The 24,620-nt window shown below is 71.6% G+C and carries 19 protein-coding genes; 12 read left to right on the top strand and 7 right to left on the bottom strand.

The window, feature by feature from the left end; translation table 11 throughout:
- The first annotated feature begins 21 nt into the window (after positions 1-21).
- Together ABD296_RS08045 and ABD296_RS08040 are read left to right on the top strand one after the other, a co-directional pair.
- The gene (locus tag ABD296_RS08045; RefSeq protein WP_344263147.1) at positions 22-1,287 is read left to right on the top strand and encodes a cyclopropane-fatty-acyl-phospholipid synthase family protein; all 1,266 of its coding nucleotides are present in this window, start codon (positions 22-24) and stop codon (positions 1,285-1,287) included.
- A 107-nt stretch (positions 1,288-1,394) separates the two neighbouring features.
- Entirely contained in the window at positions 1,395-2,987 is a 1,593-nt protein-coding gene (locus ABD296_RS08040) for a RecQ family ATP-dependent DNA helicase (protein WP_344263145.1), read from the top strand.
- 35 nt (positions 2,988-3,022) lie between these two features.
- On the opposite strand, the gene ABD296_RS08035 is transcribed toward ABD296_RS08040, so the two are convergent.
- Positions 3,023-5,017, bottom strand: a complete 1,995-nt coding sequence (locus tag ABD296_RS08035; protein WP_344263143.1) for an AfsR/SARP family transcriptional regulator — start codon at positions 5,015-5,017, stop codon at positions 3,023-3,025.
- Between the two features lie 112 nt (positions 5,018-5,129).
- On the opposite strand from ABD296_RS08035, the gene ABD296_RS08030 reads away from it, so the two are divergent.
- On the top strand, positions 5,130-6,008 hold the full coding sequence (locus ABD296_RS08030; RefSeq protein WP_344263207.1) for an alpha/beta fold hydrolase: 879 nt from the start codon (positions 5,130-5,132) through the stop codon (positions 6,006-6,008).
- Between the two features lie 23 nt (positions 6,009-6,031).
- Here ABD296_RS08030 and ABD296_RS08025 read toward each other — a convergent pair whose 3' ends face one another.
- Positions 6,032-6,925 (bottom strand): alpha/beta fold hydrolase, encoded by an 894-nt coding sequence (locus ABD296_RS08025; RefSeq protein ID WP_344263141.1) that lies wholly within the window; start codon positions 6,923-6,925, stop codon positions 6,032-6,034.
- A 204-nt stretch (positions 6,926-7,129) separates the two neighbouring features.
- Between ABD296_RS08025 and ABD296_RS08020 the strand changes: the two genes are divergently transcribed.
- The 3 genes from ABD296_RS08020 (at position 7,130) to ABD296_RS08010 (ending at position 11,333) form a co-directional block, all read left to right on the top strand.
- The gene (locus ABD296_RS08020; protein WP_344263139.1) at positions 7,130-8,521 is read left to right on the top strand and encodes an aspartate aminotransferase family protein; all 1,392 of its coding nucleotides are present in this window, start codon (positions 7,130-7,132) and stop codon (positions 8,519-8,521) included.
- A gap of 214 nt (positions 8,522-8,735) precedes the next feature.
- Positions 8,736-9,980: a cytochrome P450 gene (locus ABD296_RS08015; RefSeq protein WP_344263137.1), complete on the top strand. Its 1,245-nt coding sequence runs from the start codon at positions 8,736-8,738 to the stop codon at positions 9,978-9,980.
- Positions 9,981-10,073: 93 nt separating this feature from the next.
- The gene (locus ABD296_RS08010) at positions 10,074-11,333 is read left to right on the top strand and encodes a cytochrome P450 (protein WP_344263134.1); all 1,260 of its coding nucleotides are present in this window, start codon (positions 10,074-10,076) and stop codon (positions 11,331-11,333) included.
- Between the two features lie 100 nt (positions 11,334-11,433).
- Here the strand turns inward: ABD296_RS08010 and ABD296_RS08005 are convergent, their stop codons facing one another.
- Both ABD296_RS08005 and ABD296_RS08000 read right to left on the bottom strand, forming a co-directional pair.
- Complete coding sequence (locus ABD296_RS08005; RefSeq protein WP_344263132.1) at positions 11,434-12,978, bottom strand: long-chain-fatty-acid--CoA ligase; 1,545 nt, start codon at positions 12,976-12,978, stop codon at positions 11,434-11,436.
- A gap of 161 nt (positions 12,979-13,139) precedes the next feature.
- Positions 13,140-13,727 (bottom strand): lytic polysaccharide monooxygenase auxiliary activity family 9 protein, encoded by a 588-nt coding sequence (locus ABD296_RS08000; protein ID WP_344263129.1) that lies wholly within the window; start codon positions 13,725-13,727, stop codon positions 13,140-13,142.
- Between the two features lie 325 nt (positions 13,728-14,052).
- Here ABD296_RS08000 and leuS point away from each other — a divergent pair, with 325 nt between their 5' ends.
- Positions 14,053-16,521 carry a leucine--tRNA ligase gene (gene leuS / locus ABD296_RS07995; protein WP_344263127.1) on the top strand — a complete coding sequence of 823 codons (2,469 nt, stop codon included), beginning with the start codon at positions 14,053-14,055 and terminating at the stop codon, positions 16,519-16,521.
- A gap of 104 nt (positions 16,522-16,625) precedes the next feature.
- On the opposite strand, the gene lexA is transcribed toward leuS, so the two are convergent.
- Positions 16,626-17,324, bottom strand: coding sequence for a transcriptional repressor LexA (lexA, locus tag ABD296_RS07990; RefSeq protein WP_344263124.1), 699 nt, complete (start codon positions 17,322-17,324; stop codon positions 16,626-16,628).
- 175 nt (positions 17,325-17,499) lie between these two features.
- Here lexA and ABD296_RS07985 point away from each other — a divergent pair, with 175 nt between their 5' ends.
- The 3 genes from ABD296_RS07985 (at position 17,500) to ABD296_RS07975 (ending at position 21,522) form a co-directional block, all read left to right on the top strand.
- The gene (locus ABD296_RS07985) at positions 17,500-17,835 is read left to right on the top strand and encodes a LysM peptidoglycan-binding domain-containing protein (RefSeq protein ID WP_344263122.1); all 336 of its coding nucleotides are present in this window, start codon (positions 17,500-17,502) and stop codon (positions 17,833-17,835) included.
- 288 nt (positions 17,836-18,123) lie between these two features.
- Positions 18,124-18,597, top strand: coding sequence for a transcriptional regulator NrdR (gene nrdR / locus ABD296_RS07980; RefSeq protein ID WP_344263120.1), 474 nt, complete (start codon positions 18,124-18,126; stop codon positions 18,595-18,597).
- 120 nt (positions 18,598-18,717) lie between these two features.
- Positions 18,718-21,522 (top strand): vitamin B12-dependent ribonucleotide reductase, encoded by a 2,805-nt coding sequence (locus ABD296_RS07975; RefSeq protein WP_344263118.1) that lies wholly within the window; start codon positions 18,718-18,720, stop codon positions 21,520-21,522.
- 166 nt (positions 21,523-21,688) lie between these two features.
- On the opposite strand, the gene ABD296_RS07970 is transcribed toward ABD296_RS07975, so the two are convergent.
- A complete protein-coding gene (locus ABD296_RS07970) occupies positions 21,689-22,192 on the bottom strand; it encodes a MarR family winged helix-turn-helix transcriptional regulator (RefSeq protein WP_344263116.1) in 504 nt (167 codons plus the stop codon).
- A gap of 80 nt (positions 22,193-22,272) precedes the next feature.
- Here ABD296_RS07970 and ABD296_RS07965 point away from each other — a divergent pair, with 80 nt between their 5' ends.
- A complete protein-coding gene (locus ABD296_RS07965; RefSeq protein ID WP_344263114.1) occupies positions 22,273-22,950 on the top strand; it encodes a DUF4386 domain-containing protein in 678 nt (225 codons plus the stop codon).
- A 5-nt stretch (positions 22,951-22,955) separates the two neighbouring features.
- Here the strand turns inward: ABD296_RS07965 and ABD296_RS07960 are convergent, their stop codons facing one another.
- Positions 22,956-23,873 (bottom strand): serine hydrolase, encoded by a 918-nt coding sequence (locus tag ABD296_RS07960; RefSeq protein ID WP_344263111.1) that lies wholly within the window; start codon positions 23,871-23,873, stop codon positions 22,956-22,958.
- A 110-nt stretch (positions 23,874-23,983) separates the two neighbouring features.
- Here ABD296_RS07960 and ABD296_RS07955 point away from each other — a divergent pair, with 110 nt between their 5' ends.
- Entirely contained in the window at positions 23,984-24,610 is a 627-nt protein-coding gene (locus ABD296_RS07955; protein ID WP_344263109.1) for a GntR family transcriptional regulator, read from the top strand.
- Positions 24,611-24,620 lie beyond the last annotated feature (10 nt).

Here is a 24,620-nt window from a genome sequence, read left to right as displayed (position 1 = left end):
CGAAGAGACAGGAGGAACAAGATGACGCTGGCCAGGGTCTTCGAGCAGCTCGCCGGGGCTGAGGCGCCAGTGGAGTTCACGGCGTACGACGGTTCGAAGGCGGGCGTGCCCGGCGCGCCCATCCGGTTCGACGTCCGCTCGCCCTACGCGGTGTCCTATCTGGTGAATTCGCCGGGGGCGCTGGGACTGGCACGCGGGTACGTGACCGGCATGATCGACGTCAACGGCGACATGATCGAGGCGCTGACGACGATGCAGCAGGTGCTCAGCGACGTGACGCCGCGGGACAAGGCGCGGATCGTCGCCGGTGTGCTGCGGGACCCGCTGCTGCGCGCGGCGATGTCGCGGCGGCTGGACCCGCCGCCGCAGGAGGCTCCCTTCAGCCGCATCCCGTCGTGGCTGCGGCACTCCAAGCGGCGGGACGCGAAGGCGATTTCGCACCACTACGACGTGTCCAACACCTTCTACGAGTGGGTGCTGGGGCCGTCCATGGCCTACACGTGCGCGTGCTACCCCGAGGAGCACTCGACGCTGGAGGAGGCGCAGTTCCACAAGCACGACCTGGTCGCCAAGAAGATCGGGTTGCGGCCGGGGATGCGGCTGCTGGACGTGGGCTGCGGCTGGGGCGGCATGGTGATGCACGCCGCGAAGGAGTACGGCGTGAAGGCGCTCGGCGTGACGCTGTCGAAGCAGCAGGCCGAGTGGGCGCAGAAGGCGATCGCGGACCGGGGCCTGTCGGATCTCGCGGAGGTCCGGCACATGGACTACCGGGACGTGACGGAGACGGGCTTCGACGCGGTGAGCTCGATCGGGCTGACCGAGCACATCGGCAAGAAGAACCTGCCGTCCTACTTCTCGTTCCTGCACGGGAAGCTGAAGCGCGGCGGGCGGATGCTGAACCACACCATCACCCGCCCGAACAACCTGGCGCCTCCGCGCAAGGAGAACGGGTTCATCAACCGGTACGTGTTCCCGGACGGTGAGCTGGAGGGCCCCGGTTACGTCCAGCAGCAGATGAACGACGCGGGCTTCGAGATCCGGCACCAGGAGAATCTGCGCGAGCACTACGCGCGGACGCTCACCGCGTGGTGCCGGAACCTGGAGGAGCACTGGGACGAGGCCGTCGCCGAGGTCGGCGAGGGCACGGCCCGGGTGTGGCGCGTCTACATGGCGGGCTGCGTGCTCGGCTTCAACCAGAACTGGATCCAGCTGCACCAGACCCTGGGCGTGAAGCTCGACGAGGACGGCGGCAGCCGCATGCCGCTGCGTCCCGACTGGGGCGTGTGACCGCGCGAGCGCTCCCGCGAGTGGACGGCGGCGGGCCGGCCGGGTGACCCGGTCGGCCCGCCGCCGTCTTCGCGCATGGGCTCCTCCCGGCGGGGGAGTGAGGTGGCGTGAGCGGACGGGACGCCGGCGCGGTCGCGCGCCGGGCGCTGGGCCTGGAGCGGTTGCGGCCGGGGCAGCGCGAGGCGATGGAGGCGCTCGCCGCGGGCCGTGACGCGCTGGTCGTCATGCCGTCGGGCGGCGGCAAGTCGGCCGTGTACGAGGTCGCCGGGATCATGCTGGCCGGTCCGGTCGTGGTGGTGTCCCCGCTGGTGTCGCTGCAGCGCGACCAGGCGCTGGGGCTGCGGGAGGCGGGGCTGGAGACGCACGTGCTGAACGCGTCGACGGCGCGTGGGCGGCGGGAGAAGGCCGAGGCGGCCCTGACGGGGACCAGAGCGGCGTTCGTGTTCATGGCTCCCGAGCAGCTTCTCCGCGACGACGTGCGCCGGTTGCTCACCGGTGCGCCGCCCGCACTGCTGGTGGTGGACGAGGCGCACTGCATCTCGGCGTGGGGCCACGACTTTCGTCCCGACTACCTCCGGCTGGGCGCGGTCGTGGCGGCGCTCCCGGAACGTCCGGTGGTGGCGGCGTTGACCGCGACGGCGGCGCCGCCTGTCCGCGCCGAGATCGCCGAACGGCTGGGACTGCGCGATCCGGTGGAGGTCGTCCGGGGGTTCGACCGGCCGGAGATCCGGCTCGCGGTGCGCAGGTTCCGGGACGCCGACGAGCAGTCCGACGCCGTCGTGGAGGCCGCGCAGGAGATGGAGGGCTCCGGTCTCGTCTACGCGGGCACCCGCCGGGACACCGTCCGGTACGCCGACCGGCTGGACGGTGCCCGTCCCTATCATGCGGGGCTGCCCAAGAGTGAGCGCGACGAGGTGCAGGCGTCGTTCATGGACGGCGCGACGAGGATCGTCGTGGCGACCAACGCGTTCGGCATGGGCATCGACAAGCCCGACATCCGCTTCGTCCTCCACGCGAACGTTCCGGGGTCGCTCGACGCGTACTACCAGGAGATCGGGCGGGGCGGACGCGATGGCGGGCGCGCCGACGCGGTCTGCTTCTACCGCTCCGACGACCTGGCCCTGCCGAAGTTCTTCACCGGAGGCCTCCCGGACGAGGACACGGTCGCGGCCGTGTACGGCGCCGTGAACGAGGGGCCGGCGACCCGCCGGGATCTGGCCCGGCGGATCGGGGTCTCCGCTCGCCGGCTCGCCGTCGTCCTCGATCTGCTGGAGGAGGCCGATGCCGTGCGGCTGCGCAGGCGCGTCCTGCCCGTCCGCGACGCGCCCGGGACGGACGAGGTGGTCGCGAGGGTGACGCACCTCGCCGAGCAGCGGCGCGATGTGGAACGGACACGCATCGAGATGATGCGCCGCTACTGCGAGCTGACCGACTGCCGCCGCCGCTTCCTGCTGCGGTACTTCGGTGAGAGGTACGACAAGCGGTGCGGACAGTGCGACAACTGCGAGGCGGGACGCGCCGAAGCGCGCGCGGACAACCGGACGTTCCCCACGGGCGCGCAGGTGGAGCACCGCGAATGGGGCCACGGGCAGGTGGTGGACGGGGAAGGCGACCGCGTCACCGTCCTGTTCGACGATGTCGGCTACCGGGAGCTGCTCGTGGAGTCGGTCCTCGACCACGACCTCCTCAAGCGCATCTGACCGCCCGCGATCATCCGCGCGCGAACCGTCCGCGATCAACCGCCCGCGATGCCGCGCTCGATCCGGGCGAGCCAGGCGTCCACGGGCCCGAGCGTGAGCAGGCCGCTGCCCGCGCCCGCGAGCTCCCCGGCGGCGGGCAGCAGGCGGCTGCGGGCGCGCTCCAGGAGCGGCGTGTCGCCGAGTTCCAGCGCGACCGCGGCCTCCAGGCAGCACATCGCCTCGTACATCAGGTCGGCGGGCGGCTCCGGCAGGGCGTGCAGCGCCGCCTTCGCCTCGTCGCGCCGCCCGGCGTTCAGCAGCGCGAACGGTTCGGCCCAGGGGCGGTACGGCCCCCAGTCGTCGTCCATGTCGACCTCGACCCGATTCCGGCCGCCGAGCAGGCGCGCGCTGAGCAGCGCGAGGGGCAGCAGTCCCGCCGACAGCCCGGGCATTCCGGCGCCGTCCAGCGACCCGGCCGCCGCCCGGTACGCCGCCTCCGTCTCCGCCACCGAGGCCCGCCCGGACGCGGCCAGCCGCAGCGCCGCGTACCACTGCGTGAACACCCCGACCAGCGGGCGTTCGTGGCGTTCGGCCAGCCGGTCGACCTCGGCCGCGTGGACGTCGGCCGTCGCGAAGTCGCCGAGCCCGCCGCGGGCCTGGACCCGCACGAGGTGCCCGAGGACCTCGAAGCTCGCCAGGCCGTGCCGGGCCGACACCTCGACCAGCTCGGCGCCGATCGCGTCCCTGCGGGCGGCGAGCCCCGCCCGCGTGCACGACTGCATGAACGCGCCGTTGAGCGCGAACGCCAGCACCGCCGGATCGTCCAGCCGCCGCGCCAGCGCCTCCGCCTCCGCGGCGGCCTCCGGGCCCCGCGGCGACCGGGTCCCGCGCATCTCCAGCGCGATCGTGGACAGCAGCCGCGCCCGCGTCGCGTCGTGTGCGGGCTCCGGTGGCAGCCCGGCCAGGGCGCGTTCGGCCGCGGCGACGATCCGGCGCGCGAGCTCCGGGTCGTCGCTGCGCGTCCAGACCGCCGGGACGTCGTAGGCGCCGATCACGCGGGCGGTCAGCTCCGGGTCGCCGAACTCCTCCGCCGCGGCGACCGCCGCCAGCCGGTGCCCTCGCGCCGCCTCCAGCCCCGGGCCCCCGGTCACCGCGAGGTCGCGGATCAGGCCGATCGTCGAGTCCAGCCGCGTGCGGGCGCTCGCCGCGACCGTCCGGTCGTAGTCGGCCGCCGCCCGCGTCCACAGCCGCGCCGCCGCCGACTCCGGCTCGGCCGGCCGGTCCAAGCCCGGGTCCTGGGCGAGCACGGACGACTCCATCCGCCGCAGCTCAGGTCCCGGGTCCAGGCCGAGCTGCCCGGCGAGGATGTCGCGGGCCCGGCGCAGCACCGCCAGCGCGTCGGCCTGCCGTCCCGTCCGGTACAGGGCGAGCGCGAGCAGCCGCCAGCCGGATTCCCGCCACGGATGCTCGCTGACGTGCGCGTCGAGGTCCGGCACGGTCTCGGCGGCCAGCCCGGCGTCGAGCCGCGCCTGCGCCCGCCGCTCCACCGCGTGCAACCGTAGTTCGGCCAGCCGGGAACGCTCCGCCCGGGTCCAGTGCTCGGCGGCGAAGTCGGCGTAGGCGGGCCCGCGCCACCAGCTCAGCGCCTCGTCCAGTGCGGCCTGAGCCCGGGCGGGCGGCAGTTCGGCGGCGCCGGAGACGGCCTGCTCGAACCGCCAGGCGTCCACCTCGCCCGGCTCCGCGCGCAGCGCGTATCCCGGCCCCTCGGTGACCAGCAGACGGGACGCGGTGCGCGGCGGGCGGTCGGGCTCCAGCGCCCGGCGCAGCGCGGCCACGAACGTCCGTATTGCGCCGACCGCGCCCGGCGGCGGGACGTCCCACAGGTCGTCGACCAGCAGGCCGACCGGGACGACCCGGCGGCGGGCGATGATCAGCCGGGCGAGCACGGCGCGGTGCCGCGGCCCCTTCAGAGCGATCGGCGCGCCTGCCACGTCCGCGCCCGCCGCGTCCCAGGCCGTCACCGGCCCCAGCACCCCGAACACGACCCCCACCCGTCTCGCCCTTCCCAGCCGGCCGCCCCTGGTCACGGTAGCGCGCTGACCGGATGCTCATTCGCGCCCCCCAACCTGGTGATGACCGCTCATGAAGAAGAAGGGCAACACCATGACCACGACGATCAACGGTTTCGACTACCGGCGGGTCCCCGTCGCCGACGGCGTGTCCCTGAACGCGGCCGTCGGTGGCTCGGGGAGCCCGGTCGTGCTGCTGCACGGCTTCCCGCAGACGCACCTCATGTGGCGGCACGTCGCCGCCGACCTGGCCGCAGATCACACCGTGATCTGCCCGGACCTGCGCGGGTACGGCGCGAGCGACAAGCCGGACGAGGCCGGCCCGGACACCTACTCCAAGCGCACCATGGCCGCCGACACCGTCGCCCTGGCCCGCGCGCTCGGGCACGAGCGCTTCGCGCTGACCGGACACGACCGCGGCGCCCTGGTCGCCTTCCGCGCCGGCCTCGACCACCCGGACGCGATCACCCATCTGGCCTGCCTGGACGTGCTGCCCACCCTGGAGATGTGGGACGCGATGCACGGCGTGAGCGCCGCCGTCGGGTTCCACCTCTACCTGATGGCGCAGCCGCCCGGCCTGCCGGAGCAGATGATCGCCGCGACCGCCGACGCCTTCTTCGGCCACTTCCTCGACGTCTGGGGCGCCGGCCCGGAGGCGATCCCCGCCGACGTCCGCGCCGCCTACCTGGACTCCTGCCGCGCCGCCGTCCCGTCGATCGTCGCCGACTACCGCGCGTCCGCCGGCGTCGACGTCGAGCACGACCAGGCCGACCGGGACGCCGGCAACCGGCTGCGGATGCCGGTCGCCGTCCTGCAGCAGGACTGGGGCGCCGCGCTCGGTTACGACGCGCGGGCGCTGTGGTCCGCCTGGGCGCCGGACCTGGTGCACGCGACCGTCGACCACGGCCACTTCATGGCCGAGCAGGCGCCCGCCGAGATCGCCAAAGCCCTCCGCGACCTCCTGGTGCGCTGAGCGGCCCCGCGCGGGGGGGCCGCTCAGTCGGACAGCCAGTCGAGGATGCGGCGGTTGACGTCGGCGGGCCGGTCCAACTGGAGGAAGTGGCCGCCGCCGGCGACGAGGTCGGCGCGCGAGCCCGGCGGGAGGGCGGCCAGCACGGCGCTGAGGTCGTCTCCGGGGGCGACGATGTCGGGCCCCAGACAGCCGTCCTCGGAGCCGTGCAGGTAGAGGACGGGGCGCTCGCCCACCGACGAGGCCGCCTTCTGCTCGGCGGCATAGCGTTCGATGTGGCGGGACGGGTCGAACATCGCGCGGTAGTAGCCGATCGCGGCCGCCAGGTTGTCCGGCGTGGCCAGGCAGTCCATGACGTGGTCGACGTCTTCCGCGGCGTAGCCGGAGTCCTTCGGCGACCAGTCCCGCCACAGGCCCTCGATGAACGAGCGGTTGACGGCGGCCTCCGCCAGCGGCGTCTGGAACAGGAAGATGTAGAACGAGCGCTTGAGCTGCTCGTAGTCGAAGAAGGCCGTCACCATCACCGCGAGAGGCGGGACGGACATGGCGACGGCCTTGCGCCAGCGGCCGGGGGCCGACGCGGCGGCGCCGTAGGCGGCGAAGGCGCCCCAGTCGTGCCCGATGACGACGGCGTCGGAGCCGCCGCCGAAGGCCTCGTGCAGGGCGTTGGCGTCGGCGGCGAGGGCGCCGCCCTGGTAGGCGCCGTCCTCCGGGACGGACGTGGGGGCGTACCCGCGCATGAAGGGCGCGACCGCGCGGTGGCCGGCGGCGGCGAGTTCGGGGAGCAGGTGCCGCCAGGTGTGCGCCGAGTCCGGGAAGCCGTGCAGGCACAGCGCGAGCGGCCCGTCCTCGGGCCCCGCCGCCAGGTATCCGAACTCCAGCCCGTTCGCCTTGACCGATCCGGTCGTGATGTCGCCCATGCGGGTGATCGCCTCCTTGGTCCCGCCGCGACGCTACCCCGGCGCGTCCGGGCCGGATCGGGCCGGGTGCGGCCACGTCACAGCATCGCTACGGATACATGTGTCTGAATACGTATTTACATCGAATTCCGTTGTCATCTAGCATCAGGACAACTGGATCGCTCGCATTTCTGGGGCGTCCTTGGTCGTGACAAGGGAAGCGTGATGACGGAGCCGGACAGGACCAGCCAGCAGAACGAACCGATGCAGAGGGCGGCCCGCGACCATCTGTGGATGCACTTCGCGCGGCACTCGGCGGCGCAGGACGGCGCCGAGATCCCGGTGATCGTCCGCGGCGAGGGCCCGTACGTCTACGACTCGTCGGGCCGGCGCTACCTCGACGGGCTGTCCGGGCTGTTCACCGTCCAGGCCGGGCACGGCCGCGAGGAGCTGGCGCAGGCCGCCGCCAAGCAGGCCGCCGAGCTGGCCTACTTCCCGATCTGGTCGTACGCGCACCCGAAGGCCGTCGAGCTGGCCGAGCGCCTCGCCGGGCTGGCGCCGGACGGCCTGGACCGGGTGTTCTTCACCACCGGCGGCGGCGACGCCGTGGAGAGCGCCTGGAAGCTCGCCAAGCAGTACTTCAAACTGACCGGCAAGCCCACCAAGCACAAGGTGATCAGCCGCGCGGTCGCCTACCACGGCACCCCGCACGGCGCGCTGTCGCTGACCGGCCTGCCGGGGCTGAAGGCGCCGTTCGAGCCGCTGGTGCCGAGCGCGTTCCGGGTGCCCAACACCAACATCTACCGGGCGTCCGAGCACGGCGACGACCCGGAGGCGTTCGGCCGCTGGGCCGCGGACCGGATCGAGGAGGTCATCGAGTTCGAGGGGCCCGAGACGGTCGCCGCGGTGTTCCTGGAGCCGGTGCAGAACGCGGGCGGCTGCTTCCCGCCGCCGCCCGGGTACTTCCAGCGCGTCCGCGAGATCTGCGACCGGCACGATGTGCTGCTGGTGTCGGACGAGGTGATCTGCGCGTTCGGCCGGCTCGGCACGATGTTCGGCGCGCAGCGGTTCGACTACACCCCCGACATCATCACCTTCGCCAAGGGCGTGACGTCCGGGTACTCGCCGCTTGGCGGGATGCTCGTCGCCGACCGGCTGTTCGAGCCGTTCAAGCACGGAACGGCGATGTTCGCGCACGGCTACACCTTCGGCGGCCACCCGGTGTCGGCGGCGGTGGCGCTGGCGAACCTCGACCTGTTCGAGCGCGAGGACCTCCTCGGCCACGTGATGCGCAACCGCGACGCGTTCCGCGCGACGCTGGAGCGGCTGCGCGACCTGCCGATCGTCGGGGACGTCCGCGGCGACGGCTACTTCTACGGCATCGAGCTGGTCAAGGACGGGGACACCCGGGAGACCTTCGACGACGACGAGTCGGAGCGGCTGCTGCGCGGCTTCCTCGACAAGGCGCTGTACGAGGCGGGCCTGTACTGCCGCGCCGACGACCGCGGCGACCCGGTCGTCCAACTGGCGCCGCCGCTGATCTGCGACCAGTCGCACTTCGACGAGATCGAGCAGATCCTGCGGTCGGTCCTGACGGAGGCGTGGACGCGGCTGTGATCCTTCCGGGCGCGCCCGTGCCCGGCGCGGGGCGGGCGCGCCCGGAGGCGGGACGATCCACCTCGAACGTGCGGAACCGCCCCGGGCCGCCGGGGATGGGGTCTACGCTCGGGGGCGGTGTGATGCGGGTCACCGCGCCGTCCGGTGTCGGTCATGCACTTTACTTTGAGACAGTGCATGTAAACCGAATCACGTTCGGACGAGGTGATAGCACGTGCTCGAGGTCGAGGACATCAACCTGACGGACTGGGAGTTCTGGCGCCGGCCGCACGACCAGCGGCACGAGGCGTTCAAGGCGCTGCGATGGCATCCCGAACTCGTCAGGTTCGAAGAGCCGGACATCATCATCGCGCCGCAGGGGCCGGGCTACTACGCGCTGACCCGGCACGCCGACGTCGTCGAGGCGTCCCGCCGCCCGCAGGACTTCTGCTCCGGCCGCGGCGCGATCAGCATCCCGGACATGCCCGGCGACATGCACGAGTACTTCGGCTCGATGATCAGCATGGACGACCCGCGGCACGCCAAGATCCGCCGGATCGTGTCCCGGGCGTTCTCGCCGCGGATGATCCAGCGGTTCGAGGACCGGGTCGAGGCGGTCGCCGCCGAGATCGTCGGCAGCGTCGCGGCCGGCGGCGGCAGCGGCGACTTCGTCGCGGACGTGGCCGCCCGCCTCCCGCTGAAGATCATCTGCGACATGATGGGCATCGCCGAGGACCAGTACCAGACCGTCCTGGACGCGACCAACGTCATCCTCGCGGGCAACGACGCCGAGTTCGTCCCCTCCGGCGACCCCGAGCAGCTCGCCCTCGCCCTGCTGACCGCCGGCGAGACGCTGCGCGGCCTGGTCGAGGAGCTCGGCCGGCGGCGCCGCGAGGACCCCACCGACGACCTGACGTCCGCGCTGGTCAACGCGAACATCGACGGGGAGTCGCTGACCGACCAGGAGCTGGGATCGTTCTTCATCCTGCTCGTCGTCGCCGGCAACGAGACGACCCGCAACGCCATCGCGCACGGCCTGGACCTGCTCACCCGCAACCCCGACCAGCGCGCCCTGCTCACCGAGGACTTCGACGGCCGCATCGCCGGCGCCGTCGAGGAGATCGTGCGGTACGTGTCGCCGGTCATCTGGATGCGCCGCACCGCGACCCGCGACACCACGCTGAACGGCCACGAGATCAAGGAGGGCGACAAGCTCGTCCTCTACTACTGGTCGGCGAACCGCGACGAGTCGGTCTTCACCGACCCGGAGAGGTTCGACATCCTGCGCGACCCCAACCCGCACGTCGGCTTCGGCGGTCCAGGCCCGCACTTCTGCCTGGGCGCCCACCTGGCACGCCGGGAGGTCACCGTGATGTTCCGCGAGCTGCTGGCCAAGGTGCCCGGGATCAAGGCCGGCGAGCCCGACCGGCTGGAGTCCAACTTCATCAACGGGATCAAGCGCCTGCCGTACACGATCTGAACCCGCGGGGCGGGCCCCCTTGACGCCGGTGCCGGCTTTGTCACGATGGCGGAGGGCCCGCCACGCGGGACGGCCCAGCGCGGGAGGCGACACATGACGACCGGCACCATCCGCCCCGAGGACGTCGACCTGTCCGACCTGGAGTTCTGGGCGCGGCCGCTGAGCGAGCGCAACGCGGCGTTCACCGCGCTGCGCTCGCTCGACCGGCCGCCGTTCTTCGCCGAGCCGGACATGTCGTTCATCGGCGCCGAGAGCGGGCCCGGCTACTACGCGCTCGTCCGGCACGCCGACATCATCGAGGCCAGCCGCACGCCGCAGGTGTTCTGCTCCTCGCGCGGCAACATCGCGGGCACCTTCGATCCGCCGCCGGAGTTCCTGGAGTACTTCGGCTCGATGATCAACATGGACGACCCTCGGCACGCCCGGCTGCGCCGGATCGTCTCGCGCGCCTTCACCCATCGGATGATCGCGAAGATCGAGGACGACATCGTCCGGGCCGCGGTGCGGATCATCGAGGACGTCCGGCCGGCCGGGGGCGGCGACTTCGTCACCGAGGTCGCCGCCCGCCTCCCGCTGAAGATCATCTGCGATCTGATGGGCATCCCCGAGGAGCGCTACCAGCGGGTCTTCGACCTTTCCAACACGGTGATCGGCGCCTTCGACCCCGAGTACGTGCCCGACTTCGCCGAGGTCGCCGCGGCGATCCTCGCGGCCGCCGAGGAGCTGCGCGGCATGGTCCGCGACCTCGCAGCCGAGCGGATCGAGCGGCCCGCCGACGACCTCACCTCCGCCCTCGTCCACGGCAACGTCGACGGGGAGTCGCTGACCGACCAGGAGTTGGGGTCGTTCTTCATCCTGCTCGTCGTCGCGGGCAACGAGACGACCCGCAACGCCATCGCGCACGGACTGAAGCTGCTCACCCTCAACCCCGAACAGCGCGACCGCTGGAAGTCCGACTTCGACCGGTACGCCCCGACGGCGGTCGAGGAGATCGTCCGCCTGGCCAGCCCGGTCACGTTCATGCGCCGGACGGTCACCCGCGACTACGAGCTGAACGGGCAGCGCTTCAAGGACGGCGACAAGGTCCTCATGTACTACTGCTCGGCCAACCGCGACGAGGCCGTCTTCCCCGACCCGGACGCCTTCGACATCACCCGCGACCCCAACCCGCACCTCGGCTTCGGCGCCGCGGGCCCGCACTTCTGCCTGGGCGCCCACCTGGCGCGGCAGGAGATCACGGTGATGTTCCGCGAGCTGTTCCGTCAGCTGCCCGACATCCGCTCGACCGCGCCACCGGAACGGCTCTACTCCAGCTTCATCAACGGCATCAAGCACCTGCCCTACGAGTTCTGAGGCGGCCGAGAAGGGACCCCGTCCGAAGCCGGGATCGGCGATACCACCTTGGGGCCGGCCGCGTCCGGGCTGAACGCCCCGGCCCCTCCGGTACGGCGGGTCAGCGGAGTTCGCGCTTGAGGATCTTGCCGGTGGCGGTCATCGGCAGCTCGTCGCGGAACTCCACGATCCGCGGGTACTTGTAGTTGGCGAACTGCTCCTTGCCCCACGCGATCAGCTCGTCCTCGGTCACCGCGGCGCCAGGCTTGCGGATCACGTACGCCTTGACCTCCTCGCCGTGGCTCGGATGGGGGACGCCCACCACGGCGGCCAGCGAGACGTCCGGGTGGGTCATGAGGACCTCTTCCAGCTCCCGCGGGTACACGTTGTAGCCGCCCCGGATGATCATGTCCTTGGAGCGGTCGATGATGTAGTAGTAGCCGTCCTCGTCGCGGCGGGCCACGTCGCCGGTGCGGAACCAGCCGTCCCTGATCGCCTCGGCGGTCGCCTCGGGCCGGTTGTAGTAGCCCTTCATGACGTTGTGGCCCCGTACGGCGATCTCGCCGGGCCCCTCGCCCTCGACGTCCTTCCACTCGTCGTCGACGAGCTTCATGTCCACGCCCCAGACCGGCAGGCCGATCGAGCCCGGCTTGGTCGGCCGGTCCGGGCGGTTGAACGAGCAGACCGGCGAGGTCTCCGACAGCCCGTAGCCCTCCAGGACGTTCATCCCGAACTTCTCGCGGACGCCCTTGATGACCTCCATCGGCAGCGCCGCGCCGCCCGACGCCGCGACCCGCAGGTTCTCCCGGATCGTCGCGACGTCCTCGGCGGAGGTGTCGTCGCTCAGCAGCGCCCAGTACATGGTCGGGACGCCGGCGAAGATGGTCACCTTCTCCTTCACCATCAGCTCGACCGCCTCCTTGGCGTCGAACCGCGGCTGCATGACGAGCGTGCCGCGCCGGTAGAACCCGACGTTCATCACGCACGTCTGCCCGAAGATGTGGAAGAGAGGCAGCGTCACCAGCGACGTGTCGTGCAGCGTCCGCGCGAACAGCGTGTCGTCGACCATCGCGTTCATCAGCAGGTTGCCGTGCGTCAGCTCGGCGCCCTTGGGCTGACCGGTCGTCCCGCTGGTGTAGATGATCACCGCGGTGTCGGTGCCCTCGGTCCGCTCGGCGTCGAACGTGCCGGGGTGGCCGGCGAGGGCCGCCCAGAACAGCTCGGCGCCCTCGATCGGCGACTCGGTCGCGGCCGGGTTCGCCGGCAGCAGGAAGAAGTGCTCGCAGCCGGGGGCGTTCTGGAACCCGGCGTGGCCGGTCTCGCCGAGCGGCAGCTGCGGCGTCCCCTCGAAGCAGAAGAACGCCTTGGCGTCGGAGTCGCTCAGGTGGTAGGCGATCTCCCGCGGCTTGAGCAGCACGTTCAGCGGGACGACCACCGCGCCCGCCTTCAGCGCCCCGAAGTAGACCATCGGGAAGTACGGCAGGTTCGGGCTGGACAGCGCGATCTTGTCGCCGGGGCCGATGCCGCGCGACCGCAGCAGGTTCGCGACCTGGTTCGCGACCTGGTCGACGAAGGAGTACGAGAGCCGCAGGTCGCCGAACACGACGGCGTCGCGGTCGGGCGTCTCCCTGGCGGCGTCCTCCAGCAGCACGGACAGGTTGAGCATGGCACTCCTCGCGCGGGACGGTGACCGGCCGGTTTGTCACCGAGGAGTCTATGACCAGGTGGCCAGGCGGGACGCGCGGTCCCGCCCGGCCACGGGGTGCGGGCGCCCGGAGCGGAGGGGCCTGCGGAGGGGGGTCGGTCACCGGGCGGACGCCGGGGAGGTCACCCGAAGTCGACGTCCGAGCACTGGTAGAAGGCGTTGCCGGTGTCGGCGATGTCCCAGACGGCGAGGATCATGTGCCGGCCGTGCTTGGCGGGCAGCGTCCCGCTGTGGCTGACGTCGTACGCCGGGCGCTGGCCGCCGTAGTTCACCTGCAGGAACGGCGTCAGGTCGAGCTGCGCACGAGTGAGCGGACGGGTGGGGTCCCAGCCGTCGCGGGTGATGAAGTAGCGGAACGAGGTGGTGGCGTGGGCGGCGGTGAGGTGCCAGGTGAAGGTGTACGGCCCACTGGCCACCTGCGTGGCGGGCCAGGTGCCGCCGCGCGGGTCGTCGAGCGGGGCCCAGCGGCTGTCGCCGGCCGCGCAGAGCGTCCCGTCGGCGGGGCCGGACTGGGGGAAGCCCTTCGGGCCTTCCGTGCTCTGCGGTTCCCACTGGATGGGCCCGCAGTCCTGGACGGCGCCCTGCTTGCAGAGGAGCGCCCGGCTGGGCGGGCTGTTGGTGTAGCCGTGGGCGAGTGCGGGAGCGGCGGTGAGGAGCGTGGCGCCGGCGCCCAGGGCGGCGGCGATGGCGAGAGTGGACTTGCGTGGCATGCGCGTCTCCTTGGCGGGGGTGGCCCCCTCTGGATGAGGGGGCGGGAGCGAGCCTCGGCCGGAGCCTCCAATAAATAGGAAAGTTTCCTTTTGGAAGAGGATGGGTCTTCGGCGCCGCCGCGTCAACCCCTTCCCGGCCCCGCCGAGCCCCCGCCGCAAGGCTTGCGGTTGCGCTACTCTTGATGTATGTCGGCCAGGCTGCTCCTTCGACGACCACGTTGACGCATCGACGTCGACGTGGTGGCCCCTCCTGCGCGAGGGGTCGTTTCATGTGGCGGAGAGCCCGTTGGCCCTGTGAACCTCAGATGGATACCGGAGCGGAAGCGTGAGCAGCGACGAGCAGTACGACCCACGGGCGGTTCAGGACAAGTGGCAGGCCCGCTGGGCGGAGCTCGACCCCTTCGCGGCCGAGGAGAAGGACGACGGCCGCGAGCGGCGCTACGCGCTGGACATGTTCCCCTACCCCAGCGGTGACCTGCACATGGGGCACGCGGAGGCGTTCGCCATCGGCGACGTCGTCGCCCGCTACTGGTTCCAGCGCGGCCGCAACGTCCTGCACCCCATCGGCTGGGACTCCTTCGGCCTGCCCGCCGAGAACGCCGCGATCAAGCGCGACTCGCACCCCGCCGAGTGGACCTACGCCAACATCGAGACGCAGGCCGCCTCCTTCCACCGCTACGCGCCGTCCTTCGACTGGTCCCGCAGGCTGCACACCTCCGACCCGGAGTACTACAGGTGGACGCAGTGGCTGTTCCTGCGCTTCTACGAGCGGGGCCTGGCCTACCGCAAGGGCGGCCACGTCAACTGGTGCCCGAAGGACCAGACCGTCCTGGCCAACGAGCAGGTCGTCGGCGGGCACTGCGAGCGGTGCGGCGCGCTGGTCGAGAAGCGCGTGCTGACCCAGTGGTACTTCAAGATCACCGACTACGCGGACCGGCTGCTGGACGACATGGCGCAGCTGGAGGGCAAGTGGCCCGAGCGCGTCCTGCTGATGCAGCGCAACTGGATCGGCCGTTCCACCGGCGCCGACGTCGACTTCGCGATCGAGGGCCGGGACGAGCCCGTCACCGTCTACACAACCCGTCCCGACACCCTGTTCGGCGCCACGTTCATGGTCGTCGCCGCCGACGCCGCGCTGGCCGAGGAGGTCTGCCACCCCGACCAGCGCGCCGCGTTCGAGGCCTACCGCGAGGAGGTCTCGCGGGAGAGCGAGATCGAGCGGCTGTCCACCGAGCGCGAGAAGACCGGCGTGTTCCTGGGCCGCTACGCGGTCAACCCGGTCAACGGCGAGCGGCTGCCGGTCTGGGCGTCGGACTACGTGCTGGCCGAGTACGGGCACGGCGCGATCATGGCGGTGCCCGCGCACGACCAGCGCGACCTGGACTTCGCGCTGAAGTTCGGGCTGCCCGTCCGCGTCGTGGTCGAGACCGGGCTGCCCGACCCCGCCGAGACCGGCATCGCCACCCCCGGCGACGGCCGGCTGGTCAACTCCGGCCCGATCGACGGGATGGGCAAGGCCGACGGCATCGACCGCATCATCGAGGTGCTGGACGAGCGCGGAACCGGACGCGCCTCTGTCAACTTCCGGCTGCGCGACTGGCTGGTCTCCCGGCAGCGGTTCTGGGGCTGCCCGATCCCGATCGTGCACTGCGAGGCGTGCGGCGAGGTCCCCGTCCCCGACGACCAGCTGCCCGTCCGGCTGCCGGAGAACCTGCGCGGCGCCGACCTGGCCCCCAAGGGCACCTCGCCGCTGGCGTCCGCGTCCGAGTGGGTCAACGTCGCGTGCCCCAAGTGCGGCGGCGCCGCCAGGCGCGACACCGACACCATGGACACCTTCGTCGACTCGTCCTGGTACTACTTCCGGTACTGCTCGCCCGGCTACGAGGACGGCCCGTTCGACGTCGAGCAGGTCCGCAAGTGGATGCCGATCGACCAGTACACCGGCGGCGTCGAGCACGCGATCCTGCACCTGCTGTACAGCCGGTTCTTCACCAAGGTCCTGTACGACATGGGCATGGTCGACTTCACCGAGCCGTTCACCCGGCTGCTGAACCAGGGCCAGGTGATCCTGAACGGCAGCGGGATGTCGAAGTCGACCGGCAACCTGGTCGACCTGGGCGACCAGATCGGCGAGTTCGGCGTGGACGTCGTCCGGCTGGCGATGCTGTTCTCCGGCCCGCCCGAGGACGACATCGACTGGGCCGACGTGTCCCCGCACGGCATGTCCAAGTTCCTGACCCGGGTGCACCGCATCGCCACCGAGGTCTCCTGCGCGCCGGGCACCGACCCGGCGTCCGGCGACACCGGGCTGCGCCGCGCCACCGCCCGCACCGTCGACGAGGCCACGAAGATGGTCGAGACGCAGCGGTTCAACGTGGCGATCGCGCGGATCATGGAGCTGGTCACCGCGACCCGGCGGGCGATCGACTCCGGGCCCGGCGCGGCCGACCCGGCCGTCCGCGAGGCCGCCGAGGCCATCGCGGTGGTGCTGTCGCTGTTCGCCCCCTACACCGCCGACGAGGCGTGGGAGCTGCTGGGACGCACCGCGCCGGTGATCCACGCGGGCTGGCCGAAGGCCGACCCGGCGCTGCTGGTGGAGGAGTCGGTGACCTGCGTCGTGCAGGTCGCCGGCAAGGTCCGCGACCGGCTGGAGGTGCCGCCCGGCATCGCCGGCGAGGAGCTGGAGCGGTTGGCGCTGGACTCGGCGAAGATCCGCGACGCGCTGGGCGGCGCGGAGATCGCCAAGATCATCGTCCGCGCGCCGAAGATCGTGAACATCGTCCCGAAGCGCTAGCGGCGGCCTGGGACGCGCAGAGGCGGCCGCGGGGACCAGCCCCGCGGCCGCCTCTCGGTGTCGCTCCCGCGCCGGACCCGTGACGCGCCGGGCCGCGTCGTGCGCTACATCTTGCGCAGGACCGCCACGACGCGTCCGAGCACGGACGCCTCGTCGCCGGGGATCGGCTCGTAGGCCGCGTTCTGCGGCATCAGCCAGATGTGGCCGTCGCGGCGCTTGAAGGTCTTCACCGTCGCCTCGCCGTCGATCATGGCGGCGACGATGTCGCCCTGCTCGGCGACCGGCTGCTGGCGGACCACGACCCAGTCGCCGTCCGCGATCGCCGCCTCGATCATCGAGTCGCCGGTGACCTTCAGCAGGAAGTGCGTGCCCTCGCCGACGAGCTGCTTGGGCAGCGTGAAGACGTCCTCCACGGCCTCCTCGGCCAGGATCGGCCCGCCGGCGGCGATCCGGCCGACGAGCGGGACGTAGGCCGGCGCGGGCCGCGTCGCGGTCGGCTGGCCGCCCACCGCCTCGTAGGAGTCGGGCTCGGTGCGCACCGGCGTCGTGCCGGGGACCCGCACCTCGACCGCGCGCGGGCGGTTCGGGTCGCGCCGCAGGTAGCCCTTGCGCTGCAGGGCCCGGAGCTGGTGCGACACGCTGGAGGTGCTGGTCAGGCCGACCGCCTCGCCGATCTCGCGCATCGAGGGCGGGTACCCCCGGCGCTGGACCGAGTCGCGGATCACCTCCAGCACCATGCGCTGCCGCTGGGTCAGGCCCGTTTCGTCCATGGGCCCGTCGGGCAGCTCCCGGACCTTGCTCATCGCTCGTCGCCTCCCGGGCGCCTCGGCTCCGTCACTCCTTGCAATGAACGCTATCGCGTCCGGACGAAATGATCAAACAATTGTTCGAAGATGTGCTCGCGTTTCGCGGGTGGGCTGCGGTACAACATCGTACAGGCGTTCGATCGAAAATCCATTCGAAGTCCAGGAGGGTGAGATGCCCGATTCGTCGTCCGGGGAACGCGCTCCGCTGCGCCTCACCCGCCGCGGGCGCGCCGTACTGGTCGCCTTCGCCGCCGCCTTCACGCTCGCCGCCCTGTGGCTGGACGGCGGCACCGGCGCCTTCGCGGGCGGGCGCGCGCAGCACCACGGTCCGTCCGGGCATGTCCGGAGCACGGTCGTCGAGCCCGGCGACACGCTCTGGCGCATCGCCACGGACAGTGATCCCGGCGCCGACCCGCGCGTCACCGTCCAGCGGATCATCGACCTCAACGGGCTCGGCGGCGACCCCACGGTGCAGCCGGGCCAGCGGCTCGTCCTGCCCGCCGGCTGACCCGCCTCGCCTGGATCGCCCCGGATCGCCCGGATCGCGGCGCCCGGAACGGGGCGCGCCCGGCCGTCGTGCGGCGACACGCCCGGGGCCGGAACCGGATCGTCCGACGTGACCTGGATCTACGCGGCGGATGTGACGTGGGTCCCCTCCCGAGGCCCCGGATCAGGTTGCGTAGCCCTGCGTCGAGCCGTACGGTTGACCACAACATCTAGTAGTCACACTGATGTAAGTCACCTATATATGGCGTGCAGTCGGTGTGAGTCGTTTCCGTCAGGGGAGGGAAAGAGCGTGCACTGCCCGTTCTGCCGCAACCCTGACACCAAAGTGATCGACAGCCGTGCGACCGATGACGGCGGTGCCATTCGGCGCCGCCGCGCGTGCGCGGAATGCGGCAAGCGATTCACCACGCAGGAGAATGTGCTCGTGATGGTGGCCAAGCGCAGCGGGGTCACCGAGCCGTTCTCCCGGGAAAAGATCATCGCCGGGGTGCGCAGGGCCTGCCAGGGCCGCCCGGTGGACGAGCATGCGCTCGCGAAGCTGGGGCAGCGGGTCGAAGAGGCGATCAGATCGTCCGGATCCGCGGAAATCCCCTCGCACGAGGTCGGCCTCGCCATCCTCGGGCCGCTTCGCGAACTCGACGAGGTCGCCTATCTGCGATTCGCCTCGGTCTACCGGAGCTTCGAGTCGCTGGACGACTTCGCCAAGGAGATCGAAGCACTGCGGAAGGCCGGTTCCTCGGGGGAGCCCGGCCCGCCCCGGTAGGGGCGGTTCCGGAAATACCAGAAGCACATTGTGAAGGCGCCTCCGCGCGGGCATGGCCCGTGCGGCGGCGGAGTTGTTCCTGTACAGGGCCCGGCGGGAGGGCCCGGGAGGGGGAAGTCCATGACGGAGACGGTCAGCGGGCCGACGCGGCGCGGCAAGGGAGGGCGCAAGGGGCTGAAGGTGGAGCGGATCTTCACCACGCCCGGCGTGCACCCCTACGACGAGCTGCGCTGGGAACGCCGCGACGTCGTCATGACCAACTGGCGCGACGGCTCGGTCAACTTCGAGCAGCGCGGTGTGGAGTTCCCCGACTTCTGGTCGCTGAACGCCGTCAACATCGTCACGTCCAAGTACTTCCGCGGCGCCGTCGGCACCCCGCAGCGCGAGTGGAGCCTCAAGCAGCTCGTCGACCGCGTGGTCGGCCGGTACGTCGAGACGGGTCTGGCCAACGGCTACTTCGCCACCGAGCAGGACGCCGAGGTCTTCGACCACGAGCTGAAGTACGCGCTGGTCCACCAGCTGTTCAGCTTCAACTCGCCGGTCTGGTTCAACGTCGGGACCAGGTCCCCGCAGCAGGTGTCAGCCTGCTTCATCCTGTCCGTGGACGACACGATGGAGTCGATCCTGGACTGGTACAAGGAAGAGGGCGTGATCTTCAAGGGCGGCTCCGGCGCCGGCCTGAACCTCTCCCGCATCCGCTCCAGCAAGGAGCTGCTGTCGTCCGGCGGCACCGCCAGCGGCCCCGTCTCGTTCATGCGCGGCGCCGACGCGTCCGCCGGGACGATCAAGTCGGGCGGCGCCACCCGCCGGGCCGCCAAGATGGTCGTGCTGGACGTCGACCACCCCGACGTCGCCGAGTTCATCGAGACCAAGGCGCGCGAGGAGGACAAGATCCGCGCGCTGCGGGACGCCGGGTTCGACATGGACCTCGGCGGCAAGGACATCGGCAGCGTCCAGTACCAGAACGCCAACAACTCGGTCCGCGTCTCCGACGAGTTCATGCACGCCGTGGAGTCCGACGGCGAGTTCGGGCTGCGCGCCCGGATGACCGGCGAGGTCGTCGAGACGGTCAAGGCCAAGGAGCTGTTCCGGCACATGGCCCGGGCCGCCTGGGAGTGCGCCGACCCCGGCATCCAGTACGACGACACGATCAACGACTGGCACACCAACCCCGAGTCCGGCCGGATCACCGCGTCCAACCCGTGCTCGGAGTACATGTCGCTGGACAACTCGTCCTGCAACCTCGCCAGCATCAACCTGCTGAAGTTCCTCACCGGCGAGGGCACCTTCGACGTCGCGAAGTTCGTCAAGCTCACCGAGCTGGTCATCACGGCGATGGACATCTCCATCACCTTCGCCGACTTCCCGACCGAGAAGATCGCGCAGACCACCCGCGACTACCGCCAGCTCGGCATCGGCTACGCCAACCTCGGTGCGCTGCTGATGGCGACCGGCCACGCCTACGACTCCGAGGGCGGCCGGTCCCTCGCCGCCGCCATCACCTCGCTGATGACCGGCGTCGCCTACCGCCGCTCCGCCGAGATGGCCGGGGTGGTCGGCCCGTACGAGGGCTACGCGCGCAACGCCGAGGGCCACAAGCGGGTCATGCGCAAGCACGCCGCCGCCAACGACGGCATCCGCACCCTCGACGACATGGGCAAGGGGCTCCACGCCGCCGCCGCCAAGCAGTGGCAGGAGTGCCTGAAGGCCGGTGAGAAGCACGGCTACCGCAACGCGCAGGCGTCGCTGCTGGCGCCGACCGGCACCATCGGCCTGATGATGGACTGCGACACCACCGGCATCGAGCCCGACCTCGCGCTGGTGAAGTTCAAGAAGCTCGTCGGCGGCGGCTCCATGCAGATCGTCAACCAGACGGTGCCGCGCGCCCTGCGCATGCTCGGCTACCAGCAGGAGCAGATCGAGGCCATCGTCGAGTACATCGGCGAGAACGGCCACGTCGTGGACGCCCCCGGCCTGCGGCCCGAGCACTACGAGGTGTTCGACTGCGCGATGGGCGAGCGGGCGATCAGCCCGATGGGGCACGTCCGGATGATGGCGGCCGTCCAGCCGTTCCTGTCCGGCGCGATCTCCAAGACCGTCAACATGCCGGAGCAGGCCACCGTCGAGGACATCGAGAAGGTGTACTTCGAGGGCTGGCGGCTCGGCCTGAAGGCCCTGGCGATCTACCGCGACAACTGCAAGGTCGGCCAGCCGCTGTCGGCCGCCGGCAAGAAGGAGGAGGCCAGGACCGAGGCCGCCCCGGCCGAGGTGCGGCCCGTCCGCAAGCGGCTGCCGAAGCAGCGGCCCGCCACCGTCACCCGCTTCTCCGTCGCGGGCGCCGAGGGCTACATGACCGCCTCGTCCTACCCGGACGACGGTGTCGGCGAGGTCTTCCTCAAGCTCGGCAAGCAGGGCTCCACGCTCGCCGGCGTGATGGACGCCTTCTCCATGGCCATCTCCATCAGCCTCCAGTACGGCGTGCCGCTGGAGACCTGGGTGGAGAAGTTCACCAACATGCGGTTCGAGCCCGCCGGGATGACCGACGACCCCGACATCCGCATGGCCACCTCGGTGATGGACTACATCTTCCGCCGCCTGGCGCTGGACCACCTCCCCTTCGAGGAGCGCGCGGGCCTCGGCATCTTCACCGCCGAGGAGCGCGCGATGCAGGCCAACGGCGAGGACCCGGCGTCCCTGCACGAGGACGAGGTGATCGAGCACGAGACCCTCGCCCAGTCGGCGGAGATCACCCGCCCGGCGGCCCCGGCGCCCGCGCCCGAGGCGCGCTCCTCGATGGAGGTCATCGAGAGCCGCCAGGGCCGCACCGCCGACGCGCCGCTCTGCCTGACCTGCGGCACCAAGATGCGCCCCGCGGGCAGCTGCTACGTCTGCGAAGGCTGCGGCTCCACCAGCGGCTGCAGCTGATGCCGCACGCCGTTCGGGCGTGAATCGGAGGATCGGAGCGGGGGAGTCGGCGTTGCGCCGGCTCCCCCGCTACGGCTTTTCGGCACCTGGGCGAAGCGGCGGACCGGGCTGACCGAGAAGGAAGCACGAGGGGGATCTGGACGCCGTCCAGGTCCCCCTCGTTTTTCTATGGGGTGTCGTGGGCGGGTTTGGGTTTGGGGTGTAGGCGACGGTAGCCGGGGTGGACGTCGGGGTGCAGGCCTTGCTGGTCGGCGATGCGCCGTAGGAGCTCCAGGAGCTGGCCGTGTTCCTCGGGTGAGAGGGACTCGCAGATCTGTTGTTCGTGATTCATGCCCACCTGGGCGAGTTCGGCGAGGAGTTTCTCGCCCTTGCCGGTGAGGTGCAGCGCGTAGATGCGGCGGTCGCTGGGGTTCCGGCGGCGCTCTATCAGGCCGCGCTCCTCCAGTTCGTCGGCGAACGGGACGAACCGGCTGGGCGGCATGCCCAGGTCGCCGGCGAGTTCGCGCTGGCTGCGGCCGGGATTGGTGGCCAGCATGCGCAGCAGGCCGGCCTGCGCGGGGGTCAGGTCCAGGCCGGCGATCCGTTCGGCGAACAGGCCGGCGGCATGCGCCCCGAGCTGGGCCAGCAGGAAGGCGGCCCCCGTCCGGGGCGTGGGTGCGCTCGCGGTCATGGCGATATCGTAGCCGCTTGACAATCGTTCCACTTTGTAATCATTATCGAGTGTATACGGATCGTCGAGAGGGAGAGACCATGAACACCGAGACCGGCCGCCGGCCGCAGTCCGGGCCGCCGCTGCTGCTGCCCGTCCTCGTCTTCACCGCGCTGACCGTCGCCTACGTAGTGGCCAACCGGTCCACGCCGCATCCGGACGCGTCCGGCGCCGAGGTGCTCCGGTACGCCCAGGAGCACGGGACCGCCATCAAGGCCGGAACCTTCCTGCTGCTCGGGTCCGCGTTCCCGCTCACGGTGGCCGCCGGGACGCTCTACCGGCGGCTCCGCGCGCTGGGCATCACCGCACCGGGGTCGGCGATCACGCTGGCCGGCGGGATCCTGGCGGCCGGCATGCTCGTGCTCAGCGCGATGTTCGGATGGGCGGGCGGCCGGCTGCCCGCGGACGCGAGCCCGGCGCTCGCGCGGGCCCTGGCCGACCTGTCGTTCCTGTCCGGCGGTCCCGCCTACGCGGCGACGTTCGCGCTGCTCGTCGCGGGTCTGTCGGTGACGGGACTGCTCGCCGGGCTGCTGCCGCGGCCGGTCGCGTGGGTCGGTCTGGCGATCGCCCTGGTCGGCATGGTCGGGACGCTGACCCTGGTGGGCTCCGGGTTCGCCTTCCTGGTCCCGGTCGTCCGCTTCGGCGGCCTGCTGTGGCTGATCGTCGCCGCTGCGCTGATGCCGCGCACCCGCCACGACGTGCGGTCCCGCGCGGCGTGAGCGGGCTACCGCTGGGAAGCGCGGTCGGACGAGACGGCGCGGGCGAGGGCGGCGACGACGCTCGCGCACGCGTGCTCGACGGCCGCGATTCCCTTCTCCAGCGCCGGGTCGCGCTCGGAGACGGCCGCGACGAGGAACAGGCGGCCCGCGTCGCGGACCAGGCCGATGCTGTTGACCGTCCAGCGTCCGCCATGGACCTCGCGGGGCAGCCAGCCGTTCTTGAGCGCGACCTCCGCGCCGTCCCCGGCCGCGGCGCTCACCCCCCACGCCTGCTCAGGCGTCACGTCCGCCATGAGGTGCCGCAGGTAGCGGCGGCCGGAGGCGTGCAGGGTAGAGCGGTCGGAGGTGAGCGCGGCCAGCAACCGGACCTGGTCGGCGGCACTGGTCGTCGTCGCCCCCCACGCGCCGCCCGGGCCGGGATCCGTATGGCGCAGGCCGAGCCTGCGGTTGGCGGACGCCAGTCCGGCCGCCCCGCCGATCTCGTTCCACAGCGCGCTGGCCGCGCTGTTGTCGCTGACCTTGATCGCCTTCTCGGCGAGCGCCCGCTCCGATGCGGTGAGGGCGCGCTCCTCCCGCTGGGCGCGCAGGAGCAGGGCGATGACGATGTCGACCTTGACGATGCTGGCGGTCGCCGTCCGCAGGTTGCCGTTGTAGGTGAAGTCGAGCCCCGTGGTCACCTCCCGCACGGACACCGACAGGTCGCCGGGCCTGTGCGCGAGGTAGCGGTCGAGGGCGCGGGTCAGGGCCGCGCGCTCTGACCTGCCGAACGCGGGCGGGCTGGTCGGTGCGGGCATCGGCCTTCCGGTGGGCGATGGTGCCGCCGTGCGGGACGGGATCGTCGTCTGGACGACGGTGGACGAGCCTGCCGCCAGTATGACGAGGGCCCCGGCCAGCGACGCGACCAGGAGCGCGATCGGTCTCATCGCGGCGGGGACGGGGCGTCGGAATCCATGATCGTGAGTGTTCTGAGCGCGCCGTTACCTTGTCGTTAACCGAGTTGCATGCAGTGCATCCATTGTATACGGTGGATGCCGTGCAGGGTGATGTGGTGTACCGGCAGCTCCGTGACCTGATCGTCGCCGGGCGGTACATGCCGGGGGAGCGGCTCACCGAGCTGTCGGTGAGCGCGGCGCTGGAGGTGAGTCGCACGCCGGTCCGCGAGGCGCTCCGCCGGCTGGAGGGCGACGGGCTCGTCCAGGGGACGGGGCGGGGCGTCGTGGTGAACGCGCTGAGCGCGGAGCGGCTGGCCCACGCCTACGAGGTGCGCGCCGCGCTGGAGGCGCTCACCGCCGAACTCGCCGCCGATCGGCAGCGGGCCGGCCGCGTCCCGCCCGCCGACCTGGCCGATCTGGAGCGGCACGCGCTGCTGCTCGAGGAGGTCACGGCGGCCGGTGACCTCGACCGGGCGGTCGCACTCAACCGGGAGTTCCACCGCGGGATCGCCGAGCTGGCCGGCAACCCGATCGCGCTGGAGGCGCTCGACCGGCTGTGGGACCGGATCATCGTCTCGACGCGTGCGTCGCTCACCGCTCCGGACCGCCCGGAGACCGTCGCCGGCGAGCACCGCCGCCTGCTGCGCGCGATCGTGGACGGCGACCGGACCCTCGCCGGACGCATCGCGGGGGAGCACGCCCGTGCCACGAGCGCGACTTTCAACTGACGGCCCGACT

It is taken from the genome of Actinomadura napierensis, from assembly GCF_039529375.1.
GTDB classification, from domain to species: Bacteria; Actinomycetota; Actinomycetes; order Streptosporangiales; family Streptosporangiaceae; genus Spirillospora; species Spirillospora napierensis.
This window is presented reverse-complemented; position numbering and strand designations above follow the sequence as displayed.

Coding starts and splice junctions, on each gene's coding strand:
- ABD296_RS08045 (WP_344263147.1), top strand. CDS start 22: ATGACGCTGGCCAGGGTCTTCGAGCAGCTCGCCGGGGCTGAGGCGCCA.
- ABD296_RS08030 (WP_344263207.1), top strand. CDS start 5,130: ATGACCACGACGATCAACGGTTTCGACTACCGGCGGGTCCCCGTCGCC.
- ABD296_RS08025 (WP_344263141.1), bottom strand. CDS start 6,925: ATGGGCGACATCACGACCGGATCGGTCAAGGCGAACGGGCTGGAGTTC.
- ABD296_RS08020 (WP_344263139.1), top strand. CDS start 7,130: ATGACGGAGCCGGACAGGACCAGCCAGCAGAACGAACCGATGCAGAGG.
- ABD296_RS08010 (WP_344263134.1), top strand. CDS start 10,074: ATGACGACCGGCACCATCCGCCCCGAGGACGTCGACCTGTCCGACCTG.
- ABD296_RS08005 (WP_344263132.1), bottom strand. CDS start 12,978: ATGCTCAACCTGTCCGTGCTGCTGGAGGACGCCGCCAGGGAGACGCCC.
- ABD296_RS08000 (WP_344263129.1), bottom strand. CDS start 13,727: ATGCCACGCAAGTCCACTCTCGCCATCGCCGCCGCCCTGGGCGCCGGC.
- lexA (WP_344263124.1), bottom strand. CDS start 17,324: ATGAGCAAGGTCCGGGAGCTGCCCGACGGGCCCATGGACGAAACGGGC.
- ABD296_RS07985 (WP_344263122.1), top strand. CDS start 17,500: ATGCCCGATTCGTCGTCCGGGGAACGCGCTCCGCTGCGCCTCACCCGC.
- ABD296_RS07975 (WP_344263118.1), top strand. CDS start 18,718: ATGACGGAGACGGTCAGCGGGCCGACGCGGCGCGGCAAGGGAGGGCGC.
- ABD296_RS07970 (WP_344263116.1), bottom strand. CDS start 22,192: ATGACCGCGAGCGCACCCACGCCCCGGACGGGGGCCGCCTTCCTGCTG.
- ABD296_RS07965 (WP_344263114.1), top strand. CDS start 22,273: ATGAACACCGAGACCGGCCGCCGGCCGCAGTCCGGGCCGCCGCTGCTG.
- ABD296_RS07960 (WP_344263111.1), bottom strand. CDS start 23,873: ATGAGACCGATCGCGCTCCTGGTCGCGTCGCTGGCCGGGGCCCTCGTC.